12 protein-coding genes are annotated in these 11566 nt (G+C 39.2%); all 12 read left to right on the top strand.

Going from position 1 to position 11566, the window contains the following annotated elements:
- From WMO31_RS05035 to WMO31_RS04980, 12 genes are read left to right on the top strand one after another with little or no spacing between them, the layout of a single operon-like run.
- The gene (locus tag WMO31_RS05035) at positions 1-723 is read left to right on the top strand and encodes a YveK family protein (protein WP_015523145.1); all 723 of its coding nucleotides are present in this window, start codon (positions 1-3) and stop codon (positions 721-723) included.
- Positions 724-745: 22 nt separating this feature from the next.
- Positions 746-1459, top strand: coding sequence for a CpsD/CapB family tyrosine-protein kinase (locus tag WMO31_RS05030; protein WP_015523144.1), 714 nt, complete (start codon positions 746-748; stop codon positions 1457-1459).
- A 58-nt stretch (positions 1460-1517) separates the two neighbouring features.
- Positions 1518-2186, top strand: a complete 669-nt coding sequence (locus WMO31_RS05025; protein WP_303675543.1) for a sugar transferase — start codon at positions 1518-1520, stop codon at positions 2184-2186.
- A 12-nt stretch (positions 2187-2198) separates the two neighbouring features.
- Entirely contained in the window at positions 2199-2978 is a 780-nt protein-coding gene (rfbF, locus tag WMO31_RS05020) for a glucose-1-phosphate cytidylyltransferase (RefSeq protein WP_303806672.1), read from the top strand.
- Complete coding sequence (rfbG, locus tag WMO31_RS05015; RefSeq protein ID WP_367999323.1) at positions 2975-4021, top strand: CDP-glucose 4,6-dehydratase; 1047 nt, start codon at positions 2975-2977, stop codon at positions 4019-4021. Before rfbF ends, rfbG begins: the two co-directional genes overlap by 4 nt.
- A 31-nt stretch (positions 4022-4052) precedes the next feature.
- Complete coding sequence (locus WMO31_RS05010) at positions 4053-4973, top strand: NAD-dependent epimerase/dehydratase family protein (protein ID WP_367999322.1); 921 nt, start codon at positions 4053-4055, stop codon at positions 4971-4973.
- A 24-nt stretch (positions 4974-4997) separates the two neighbouring features.
- Positions 4998-5570 carry a dTDP-4-dehydrorhamnose 3,5-epimerase gene (gene rfbC / locus WMO31_RS05005; RefSeq protein ID WP_117837884.1) on the top strand — a complete coding sequence of 191 codons (573 nt, stop codon included), beginning with the start codon at positions 4998-5000 and terminating at the stop codon, positions 5568-5570.
- A 36-nt stretch (positions 5571-5606) separates the two neighbouring features.
- Positions 5607-6614 carry a glycosyltransferase family 8 protein gene (locus WMO31_RS05000; protein WP_117837885.1) on the top strand — a complete coding sequence of 336 codons (1008 nt, stop codon included), beginning with the start codon at positions 5607-5609 and terminating at the stop codon, positions 6612-6614.
- Positions 6615-6616: 2 nt separating this feature from the next.
- Positions 6617-7864, top strand: a complete 1248-nt coding sequence (locus WMO31_RS04995) for a glycosyltransferase (RefSeq protein WP_367999321.1) — start codon at positions 6617-6619, stop codon at positions 7862-7864.
- A 4-nt stretch (positions 7865-7868) separates the two neighbouring features.
- Positions 7869-9038, top strand: coding sequence for a polysaccharide pyruvyl transferase family protein (locus tag WMO31_RS04990; RefSeq protein ID WP_367999320.1), 1170 nt, complete (start codon positions 7869-7871; stop codon positions 9036-9038).
- A 1-nt stretch (position 9039) separates the two neighbouring features.
- Positions 9040-10233, top strand: a complete 1194-nt coding sequence (locus tag WMO31_RS04985; protein ID WP_367999319.1) for a Coenzyme F420 hydrogenase/dehydrogenase, beta subunit C-terminal domain — start codon at positions 9040-9042, stop codon at positions 10231-10233.
- A 13-nt stretch (positions 10234-10246) separates the two neighbouring features.
- Positions 10247-11218, top strand: a complete 972-nt coding sequence (locus WMO31_RS04980; RefSeq protein ID WP_117931796.1) for a glycosyltransferase family 2 protein — start codon at positions 10247-10249, stop codon at positions 11216-11218.
- The last annotated feature ends 348 nt before the right edge of the window (positions 11219-11566 follow it).

Genomic DNA, 11566 nt, shown 5'->3' with positions numbered 1-11566 from the left:
ATGGAGATAACATTCAAGGACATAACGAGAATTATCAAGAAAAATATTGTGTTTATTGCGGTGCTGTCGCTTTTATGTGCGGCTGCGTCATATTTTGTAACAACATTTTTGGTTCAGAAAACATATACATCAACCGTAAAGCTTTATGTTGAAACCAACTACAAAAGCCAGTCGGCTTATGACGACTATCAGAGTATCAACTACGCAAAGAACCTTGTTCTCACCTATATCGAGTTGCTCGATTCAAATTCTTTCTACAATTCCGTTTCAAAGGAACTCAACGAAAAATACACGGCGTCACAGCTTAAATCAATGATTAAGTTTGAAAGCATTGAAGATACCGAGGTTTTTAAGGCGCTTGTAAATTCGGGCAGTCCGTCCGAATCAAAAAACATAGGCAACGCAATTGCAAAAATTGCACCAGATACAATTGCCAATGTAAAGGACAATGCAAAGCTTAAAATTGTTGACAAGGCTACAACACCGAAAGCTCCTACATCCCCGAATGTTTCGAGAAATGTTATGATAGCTTTCGCCGCAGGTCTCATTATTTCACTCATCATTTCATTCGTCCGTGACTTCCTTGATGTTAAAATCAAGTACAATGATGAAATGACAACCGTTCTTGACCTTCCGTTGCTTGCCGCTATTCCCGATTTTGAATATTTTTCAAATCAGAAGGCAGCCGAAAAGAAGTACGGTAACTACGAATCGGGTTATTAATTGTTAAAGGAGTGAAACTGCAATGAAAAAGACTAAAATCGACCGTTCAATCGACACTGAGGCACTTGGCTTTCAGGTTCGTGAATCATACAAAACAGCAAGAACAAACATCGCATACTCAATTTTCAAAAAGGGTTGTAAAAAGGTAGCCTTTACTTCTTCAACAAAAGGTGAGGGCAAAACCGTAACTTCAATCAATGTTGCATCTGCTCTTGCTCAGCAGGTTGGCACAAAGGTCGTCGTTGTTGAATGTGACCTTCGCCGTCCGAGAGTTAACACAGCTTTAAAAATCACACCTACTCCCGGTCTTACAAACTACCTCAACGAGGAATGTTCACTTGAGGATATTGTAAAGGATACAAAAATCGAGAATCTCAAGGCAATTACATACGGCGCTATTCCGCCGAACCCGTCAGAGCTTCTTTCGAGTGAATCCATGTTTGATCTTATCAAAACTCTTGAAAAAAATTACGACTACATTATTTTCGATACACCGCCAATCGGCGTTGTTATTGACGCCCTGCCTATTATGAAGGCGTCTGACGGTGTTGTTATTGTTGTAAAAAATAACTCAACAACATATCCCGAGCTTTCAAGAACAGTTGAAGTTATCAAAAGAACCAATGCAAAAATTCTCGGTGTTATTCTTAACCGTGTAAAGCCTCACGAAACCCGTAAGGGCAAGGGCTATTACTCAAGATACGGCGGATATTACAAGACATCAACAAATGACTGATGCCAAACCGCCTTTGCAAACATAAACTAACAGGCTAGTCCTGCCCACGGAGGGGAAAATGGAATCAGTAAAAAGCATAAACAAAAGTGCGCCATCAAGCGGACATACAACTGAACAAAAGCCCGTTTATGATTTTTTTAAACGGATTTTTGACATCATATGCTCGTCAGCCGCTCTGATTATATTGTCGCCTGTCTTTTTAATTCTTACAGTAGCTATCAAAACAACAGACAAAGGTCCTGTATTTTTTACTCATAGGCGTGTAGGAAAAGACGGAAAACCCTTAAACATATATAAATTCAGAAGTATGGTAACGAATGCCGAAGATCTTATCAAGCAGTTTACTCCCGAGCAAAAAGCTGAGTACGAAAGAAATTTCAAGCTTGAAGACGATCCCAGAGTAACAAAGGTCGGCAAATTTATGAGAAGAACAAGCCTTGACGAGTTGCCTCAGCTTTTCAATATTTTAAAAGGCGACATCTCTATTGTAGGACCAAGACCCGTTATGGAGATTGAAACTGAAATTTACGGCAACTACCGTGATATGCTTTTGAGCGTTAAGCCGGGGCTTACGGGTTTCTGGGCGGCAAACGGCAGAAGCTGTACTACATACACACGCAGAAGGGCAATGGAAATTTGCTATATCAAAAACCGCTCTGTCTGCTTTGACCTGAAAATTATTCTCAAAACTATCACCTCTGTTTTCAAGGGTGAGGGTGCTGTTTAAGGAGGCAGAGTTTTGAAAGCTGTTATACTCGCAGGAGGATACGGAACAAGAATTTCCGAGGAATCCCAGTTCAAACCTAAACCAATGATTGAAATCGGCGGAATGCCTATTTTGTGGCACATTATGAAGCTGTACACCCACTACGGTGTGAATGAGTTCATCATATGTGCAGGTTACAAACAGCATGTAATCAAGGAATGGTTTGCCGACTATTTTCTTCATACATCCGATATCACCTTTGATTTTACTCAGGATGATAAGATTATCGTCCATAACAAAAGAGCCGAAAAATGGAAGGTTACTGTTGTTGACACAGGTCTTGACACGATGACGGGCGGCAGACTTAAAAGGATTCGCAATTTTATCGGAGACGAACCGTTTTTTATGACCTATGGCGACGGTGTTTCCGATGTTGATATAAACGCTCTGCTCGATTTTCACAAAAAGCACGGCAAGCTTGCAACTATGTCAGCCGTAAAACCCGAAAGCAGATTCGGTGTGCTTGATTTGGCCGAAAACAACGAAGTCAGAGCTTTCCGTGAAAAAAGTGATATTGACTCAGGCTGGATTAACGCAGGCTTTATGGTGCTTGAACCGAAGGTTTTGGACTATATAAAAGACGATACAGTTATGTTTGAGCGTGAGCCAATGGAACAGCTTGCAAGAGAAGGTCAGCTTATGTGCTGCAAGCATAACGGATTTTGGCAGTGTATGGACACATTACGTGACAAGGAGCGTCTTGAAAAGCTTTGGAACGACCGTACCGCTCCTTGGAAAGTGTGGTCGGAATGATGCTTGATTTTTATAAGGGTAAAAAAGTGTTCATTACGGGACACACAGGATTCAAGGGCAGTTGGCTCTGCAAACTGCTTGCAAATGCCGGTGCGGATGTAACGGGTTATTCGCTTAATCCGCCAACCTCACCGTCACTTTTTGAGATTGCAAATATCGAGAGCGATGTAAAGTCGGTTATCGGAGATATCCGTGATTTTGATTCGCTTAAAAAGGCATTTGATGAGGCACAGCCTGAGATTGTACTTCATCTTGCGGCTCAGCCGATTGTGCGTGACAGCTACAAAATGCCTGCATATACATATGAAACAAATGTTATGGGAACGGTCAACATTCTTGAGTGTGTACGGCAGTCAAATTGTGTGAAATCGTTTCTCAATGTAACAACCGACAAGGTTTATGAAAACAAGGAATGGCAATGGGGATATCGTGAAAACGAACCGCTTGACGGGTTTGATCCATATTCAAACAGCAAAAGCTGCTCGGAACTTGTAACCCACAGCTACAAAAATTCTTTCTTCGCCGACGGAAGAACGGCGATTTCCACAGCGAGAGCAGGAAATGTTATCGGCGGCGGAGATTTTGCAAACGACAGAATTATTCCCGACTGCGTTAGAGCATTGGAAAAGGGCGAGAATATTATCGTCCGCAATCCGCATTCCACAAGACCGTATCAGCATGTTCTCGAACCGCTTTATGCATATCTTATGATCGCAAAAGCCCAGTACGGGGACATTAAGTTTGCCGACTGTTATAATGTAGGTCCTGACGAGTGCGACTGCATAACAACAGGCGAACTTGTTGACTTGTTCGTAAAATATGCCGGCAATATAAACCGGATTGACAAAAGTGAAAAGGATGCAGTCCACGAAGCTAATTTTCTCAAGCTTGACTGCTCAAAACTCAAGACTGTTTTTGGCTGGAAACCTCATTGGCATGTTGATGATGCAGTTAAAAAAACGGTCGAATGGTCATGCTGTTATATGGAAAACGGCAATGTAAGAGACTGTATGGATAGGCAGATTGAAGAATTTCTGAAATAATCATACGGCAAATATAAAAAGAGGTTTACTTATGAAAAAGGCAATTGTAACAGGTTCAAACGGTTTTATCGGCTCAAATGTCTGCAAAAGACTTTGTGCCGACGGTATAAAGGTGTTTGCCGTTGTTAAGGATCAAAACGAAAACATTGATAACATAAAGAATCTCAGTGGCATTGAAATTGTGTATTGTGAGCTTGATGAGATTGAAACCTTGGCTGACATAATTTCCGACAGAGATATTGATGTTTTCTACCACTTTGCATGGGTAGGCTCGGCAGGATCGCTCAGATGCGATGAAAATGTTCAGTTGCAAAACGCCCTGTGGACCGCTCGTGCTCTCAGAACAGCCGACAAAATGCAGTGCAAAAAGTTTGTAAATGCCGGTTCTATTATGGAAAAAGAAACCTACACCGCTGTTTACACTCAGGAAAGCAAGCCCGGACTTCCGTACATTTACGGCGCAGGAAAGCTGATTGCAAGAGCAATTTGCAAGCCGATTGCAAACAGCCTTTCAATTGACCTCTGTTGGGCAGTTATCACAAACGCATACGGTGTTGGTGAGCTTTCGCCCCGTTTTGTAAATTCTACAATCCGCAAAATCATTGCAAATGAGCCGTTGCAGTTCACCGCCGCAACACAGAACTATGACTTCATCTATATTGACGATGTTGCAAGAGCGTTTGAGGCAATCGGAGAATACGGTAAACCTAACAAGGAATATACAATCGGCAGCGGGAACGCAAGACCTCTTAAAGAATTTATTCTTGAAATGCAACAGACGCTTGCCCCCGAAGCAAAGCCGATTTTCGGCGATGTACCTTTTACGGGAGTAAATATGCCGCTTGAGGCATTTGATACAGCCGATATTGAAACAGACTGTTATTTCAAGCCCTCGGTTTCTTTTGCCGAAGGTGTTTCAAAAACAATGGAATGGCTTAAATCACTTAATTAGTTTTTTAAAGTAAGGTGTATTTTAATGATACAGAAATTTGAATTTTGCAATACGGACTTTGAGGGTGCATACCTCATCAAACCGTTCTGTGCAACCGATATCAGAGGTGCATTTATAAAGGACTACTCAAAGGAAGTTTTTGAGGCTAACGGCCTTGAACACAACCTTGCCGAGGTTTTCTACACGGTTTCTCACAAGGGTGTAATTCGTGCGCTTCATTTTCAGAGAGTTCACGAACAGGCAAAGCTGGTACGGTGCATTAAGGGCAAGGTTTTTGATGTTATCGTTGACCTCCGTCCCGAATCACCTACATTCAAAAAATGGCAGGGTTTCTGTCTTTCAGAAGAAAATATGAATGAACTCTATGTTCCCGAACATTTTGCACACGGCTATCTTGTGCTTGAACCGTCTGTTGTTTCATACAAATGCGGTGAAAAATTCTACGGCGAATATGATGACGGCATTATGTACAACGATCCGGATTTGGGGGTTGAATGGCCGTTTGATGAAATCGGCGGTATTGAAAATCTCATTATTGCCGACAAAGATAAAAATCTTCAGACTTTTAAGGAATACGAGGATAAGTATCTTAAGTAATTTTTATGTTACGACTATTTTTTTGCGGAGGGTAAAATGAACGTAGTATATTCGAGCTCCGACAGCTATGCGCCTATTGCCGGTGTGTCAATAATGTCACTCTTACACAATAATACCGATGCCGATGAAATCAACATTTATATGATTGACAACAATATCTCAGATGAAAACAAAAAGAGATTTGAGAATATGGTTGACAAATTCGGCAGAAATATTGTTTTTATCCCCCGTCCCGACCTCAACAAAATGGCAGGTGTTGATATAGAAGTCGGAAGATGGAACATAAGTACATTTTTCAGACTGTTTCTCTGCACGATACTGCCTGATAATCTTGACCGCTGTATTTATCTTGACTGTGACACAGTTGTGCGTCACTCTTTGAGAGAATTTTGGGAAACAGATCTGGAAGATAAGATTGTTGCGGCAGTTGACGATTGCCGAAGTGACCGTTATAAAACCGAACTAAATCTTCCGTGCGACAGCACTTATACAAATAACGGTGTTTTGCTGATTGACCTTAAAAGCTGGAGAGAGATGAATGTAGAAAAAGACTTTCTCGACTTCATTATTGCCCATAACGGTGACATTACATATGTTGATCAGGGTGTTCTTAACGGTGTTCTTGCAAAAAAGAATCTTGTAAAGGTTGTCCATACCAAGTACGATGCTATGACCGTGTTCTTTGATTTTAATTTTAAAGATCTTATGAAGGTGCGTCGTCCCGAGCATCATCTGAGTGAAGAAGAATACATTGAGGCGGTAACCGATCCTTATATAATTCACTACACCTCGTGTTTTCTTTCGGGAACTCGCCCATGGAATGAAAATAACAATCATCCTTTTGTCGGGGATTATCTCAAATATAAAGCAATGTCACCGTGGAAAGATTTTCCGCAATATCCCGATGTCAGAAAGAAATCAAAAAAAATGATGACGAGTGTGTGCAATGCCATGCCGAAAAGAATGATGATTGCAGGTATCTCACTTGTTCACTCAAAGTTGTACCCAATGGTACGCTCACTTAAAGGAAAAAGGCGGGGTTGATAATGAAAATTCTGCTTGTTAATAAATACCACTATGTAAAAGGCGGAAGTGAAACCTACTATTTCGGTCTTGCCGACCTTCTCACAAAGCTTGGTCACGAAGTGATTTACTTTTCAATGGCAGACAGTAACAACAAACCATGTGAACAGGAAAAATACTTTGTTTCAAATGTCGATTTTAATTCTAATATTTCCACGCTTCAGAAAGTAAAGGCAGGTTTTCGCGTTCTCTATTCTTTTGAGGCGAAAAAAAATATTTCTGCTCTCATTGAACAAGAACATCCTGATATTGTTCATATTAACCTTGTTCACCGTCACATCACCCTTTCGATTGTTCGGGCAATAAAAAAATACAACATACCAATAGTGTTCACAATTCACGACCTTAACTGTGTATGTCCCAACCACGAAATGCTTGTAAACGGCCATGTGTGTGAAAAATGCCTGCACGGCAGATATTCAAATTGCATAAAAAATAAATGTGTAAAAGGTTCAACTGCAAAAAGTACTCTTGCGGCTATTGAGGCAACAAACTATAAACGAATGAAAATATACGACGACATAGACTTGTACATCACGCCGTCATATTTTTACAAAAAGAAGCTTGAAGAATCCGGTATTATCCATAGCGAAATTATCCATATAAAAAACTTTCTGCCTACCGATACTGTTTATTCCGACAATAATCCCGACAACGGTTATCTGTTATACTTTGGCAGAATTTCCGAGGAAAAGGGTGTGCTGACGCTCGTTAAGGCTGTTGAGAAGCTCGAGAACAATATTCCGCTCATCATTCTCGGCACAGGTCCTATTGAAGATGAAATCAAGGAATATATAAAAGCACATAACCTTGGAAACAGAATCAAAGCATTAGGCTTCAAGTCCGGTGACGAGCTTAAAAAGTATGTTGCAGAAGCGAAATGCGTCATTCTTCCCAGTGAGTGGTACGAAAACGGACCCTATACAATTATGGAAGCAATGTCACAGGGAAAACCTGTTATCGTAACAAATTACGGCGGACTTCCTGAAATTGTAGAAGATGGAAAAACAGGCTTTATCTGCTCACCGTTTGACAGTGATGACCTTAAAGACTCAATTAAAAAAGTCTGCTCGCTTTCTGATGCTGAATACAAAGCAATGAGCAGTTGTGCCGTTGAGAAAGCAAAAATCGAATTTTCTCCGGTAACCTATGCGCAGAAACTCACACAAAAATATAATGAGATTATAAATAATCACAAAAAGAAAGGCTGATACCATGAAAAAACTTGGCCTTTGCGCTTGCTACAACCACAAAAACTACGGCAGCCAGCTTCAAAGCTATGCAACAACAGTTGAACTGAAAAAGCGTAACATTGATTACGAAATAATCCGATATAAAAAAAAGATTACACCATTGCTTCTTACAAAAGCAATACCGCGTCTTTTTAACCCCGTTTTTATAAATGACAGGATTATTGAAACATTCCAAAAAAAGCTTATGCTTAAACTTCATTCACAGCTTGCGGAACAAAATGCCGTTAGAAATGACGCGTTTAATAAATTTTCGGAAAACAGATTTAAAAAGCTTTCACCTATTTACTACGGTTACGATGAACTTAAGAAGCAATCTGAAAAATACACCGCCGTTATGGTTGGAAGCGACCAACTCTGGTCTCCGAGCGGAATAACCTCTAATTTTTACAATCTTATGTTTGCAGGCGACAGCTGCACAAAAATATCATATGCAACAAGCTTCGGTGTTTCACAGATTGAGCAAAGATACCATAAAATTTACAAAAACTTTCTTGACCGACTTAATTATGTAAGCGTCAGAGAAAACAGCGGAAAGGTAATTGTTGACAAGCTCAGCATAAATGATGCCGTCGTCGTCTGTGACCCTGTAATTCTTCTTGATTCCGATGAATGGCTCGAAGAAATTCCAAACAAGAATCTTTTCAATGAACCGTATATATTTGCATATTTTCTCGGTAAAAGTCAGGAATACAGAGATGAAGTAACCAAGTTTGCAAAAGAAAAAAATTTAAAAATCGTCACAGAATTGCATATGGACAGTTATAATAAGGCTGACAGGGGTTTTGGTGATTACACACCGTTTGACATCGGACCGGCTGAATTTGTCAATTTGATTAGAAATGCTAAGTATATATTTACCGATTCTTTCCATGGCTCAGTGTTTTCTATGCTGTACAAAAAACAGTTTTTTATATTCAACCGCTATTCAAACGATTCTGTATCTTCCAAAAACTCCCGTATTGACAGCTTTTGTGAGACATACGGATTAAACGACAGAAGATTTAGCGGTAATATAAACGATGTTGAAAATGCAATAGATTATGATTGTGTTCTCGAAAAAGTTAAAAATCACAGAATGCTGTCCAAAGCATTTCTTGACAATGCACTCAGTTGTTTCTCAAACGGAGATTAAAATGATAAATATAAACGAAACAAATAAAAAACATTGTTGCGGATGTACAGCATGTGAGTCTGTGTGCCATAAAAAGTGCATATCAATGCAGACAGACAATGAGGGATTTAAATATCCGGTTGTCGATAAAACTAAATGTGTTAACTGTCGCCTTTGTGAAAAGGTTTGTCCTATACTCAATAAAACACATAATGTATTTCCAAATACCGCATATGTTGTTCGTAATAAAAATTCTGAAATTGTCCGCTCCAGTACATCAGGCGGTGCAGTTACCGCTTTCAGCAAAGAGATAATCAATAACGGGGGAATCGTATTTGGCGGTGCATTTGACGGTAACTTTTATGTCAAACATACATACGCTGAAACAGAAAGTGAACTTTCAAAATTCAGAAGTTCAAAATATGTTCAAAGTGATATGGGTACAACCTTTACCGAGGTAAAGCAACAACTTGACAACGGAAAATTTGTTATGTTTACGGGGACTCCGTGTCAGGTTGAAGGGCTTCAAAATTACTTAAGAAAACCATATGATAACCTCTTCACCATTGACTTTGTATGCAGAGCTGTCCCATCTCCATTGGTATGGGAAAAATACAGAGAATTTATGGAAAAAAAATTCGGTTCTGAAATTACATATGCAAACTTTCGCGAAAAAACCTACGGATACCATAGTGCAAATCTGACTCTTAGATTTGCCAACGGCAAAAAAAGTATAGAAAACACCAATACTGACTATATGCTTAAGAGCTTTTTTAAGGGAATATGCTCACGCCCATCATGTTATGACTGTAAATTTCGTGAGCCGGGAAGAGTATCGGATCTGACTGTATTTGACTGTTGGAATATTACGCGATATGTAAACGGACTTGCCGATGATGACAAAGGATATACAGCAGTCATTATTCAGAGCGCCAAAGGTGCAAAATTATTTGAAAAGGCAAAACACAATCTCATAGTATATCCTGCCGATCCAAAACTTTTACTTGAAAATGACGGGCATATGGCAATGGAAAATCCCAAATATCACAAAAACCGAAAAGAATACTTTGAAATGCTTAACAATGGCTATAATATTGAACAAGTCGTAAAAAAATATATTCCTATTAAAATAAGCAGAAAAATTTTCGGTAAATTCAGGGGCTTTTTCTACAAAACAGGAATACTCGGATTTTTGAAAAAACTTAAAATAAAATAAGGCAGGATTATATATGTATGATAATAAAATATCTGTAATTGTACCGGTTTATAATATCGGTCAGTATCTTGAAAGCTCTATCAAGAGCCTGATAAATCAGACATACCGTAATATTGAAATCATACTTGTCGACGACGGTTCAGTTGACAACAGCCCTGCAATCTGCGACCTTTATGCCAAAAAAGATAACCGGATTAAGGTCATTCATCAAAAAAACAAAGGTGTCTCTGCGGCAAGAAATGCAGGGATGAGAGTAGCAACAGGAGATTATATAGGCTTTTGTGACGGGGATGATGTTCCCGATGTTGATATGTTCGAATTTCTAATGAACATTGCTGTCAAAGATAATGCAGATATTTCAATCTGTGAAGTAAGATTTGAATTTGAGGATGGCACTGTTCGTAACATTGCAACGGGTAAATCCAAAATCTGGAACAACAATGAAAGTTTTCTTTGCGACCTCTTTAAAGGAAATGTTGGTATGAGTACCTACACCAAATTATTCAAAGCAAAAGTTTGCAGGGGTGTTGAATATCCCGAAAATTGTAAAACAAACGAGGACAAGTATTTTTGTTTCCTTGCTGCTCTCAATTCTAACACATTCAGTAGCAAAAGCGTTGCAAAATACACCTATTATCGCAGGGAAGGTTCGTCTTCCATAACAGAATTTACCGAAAAATATTTTGACTGCATTTATCTTGCTGACAAAATGCTTGAAACTGTAAGCAAAGAACATCCGTCAATTTACGCAAACGCTGTTTGCAACAGACTTTCTACAACTCTCAGAATATACAAACTTATGTATATGAGAAACGGGCTGAAAAAATTCAGCAGCCAAGGAAACGAACTCGTTAAGTATGTTAAAAGTTTTGACAAAGCAACTGCCAAAAAATATTTGTCAAAAAAAGACTACATAAGATACAAAACACTCTGTACAAGTAAAAGATTGTATTTTCTTATGATAAAATACTTAGACAAATACTAATTGGTGATACTCCATGGAAAATTTTAAGATAAGAGATTTAAAACTAAAAAATATATGGCAAATGTTTCTTGTTATTGCCATCCCTTTTATAACTGTAACCGGTGCTACAATTTTTCCTTACACATTGCGTTTACCGTTAATTTACACTGTTGGCATACTTTTTGCTGTGGTATTCGTCCTTACTGACATAAAACTTCAATTTAATGCTGTTTCCGGAACGGCATTTATACTGTTGTCATATATATGCATATCAATCGCATACTCATATGACCCCGCATCAACATTAAACTTATTTTGGCTGTACCTGTGTGCATTCACACTACTGTTCATTGATCTCCCGGGCAGCTA

This window comes from Ruminococcoides intestinale (genome assembly GCF_040095935.1).
Taxonomy (GTDB): domain Bacteria; phylum Bacillota; class Clostridia; order Oscillospirales; family Acutalibacteraceae; genus Ruminococcoides; species Ruminococcoides intestinale.
This window is presented reverse-complemented; position numbering and strand designations above follow the sequence as displayed.

What these genes read in the sequence shown, in the direction of transcription:
- WMO31_RS05025 (WP_303675543.1), top strand. Translation starts at nt 1,518, where the DNA reads ATGGAATCAGTAAAAAGCATAAACAAAAGTGCGCCATCAAGCGGACAT.
- WMO31_RS05035 (WP_015523145.1), top strand. Translation starts at nt 1, where the DNA reads ATGGAGATAACATTCAAGGACATAACGAGAATTATCAAGAAAAATATT.
- rfbC (WP_117837884.1), top strand. Translation starts at nt 4,998, where the DNA reads ATGATACAGAAATTTGAATTTTGCAATACGGACTTTGAGGGTGCATAC.
- WMO31_RS04995 (WP_367999321.1), top strand. Translation starts at nt 6,617, where the DNA reads ATGAAAATTCTGCTTGTTAATAAATACCACTATGTAAAAGGCGGAAGT.
- WMO31_RS04985 (WP_367999319.1), top strand. Translation starts at nt 9,040, where the DNA reads ATGATAAATATAAACGAAACAAATAAAAAACATTGTTGCGGATGTACA.
- WMO31_RS05010 (WP_367999322.1), top strand. Translation starts at nt 4,053, where the DNA reads ATGAAAAAGGCAATTGTAACAGGTTCAAACGGTTTTATCGGCTCAAAT.
- WMO31_RS04990 (WP_367999320.1), top strand. Translation starts at nt 7,869, where the DNA reads ATGAAAAAACTTGGCCTTTGCGCTTGCTACAACCACAAAAACTACGGC.
- WMO31_RS04980 (WP_117931796.1), top strand. Translation starts at nt 10,247, where the DNA reads ATGTATGATAATAAAATATCTGTAATTGTACCGGTTTATAATATCGGT.
- WMO31_RS05000 (WP_117837885.1), top strand. Translation starts at nt 5,607, where the DNA reads ATGAACGTAGTATATTCGAGCTCCGACAGCTATGCGCCTATTGCCGGT.
- WMO31_RS05030 (WP_015523144.1), top strand. Translation starts at nt 746, where the DNA reads ATGAAAAAGACTAAAATCGACCGTTCAATCGACACTGAGGCACTTGGC.
- rfbG (WP_367999323.1), top strand. Translation starts at nt 2,975, where the DNA reads ATGATGCTTGATTTTTATAAGGGTAAAAAAGTGTTCATTACGGGACAC.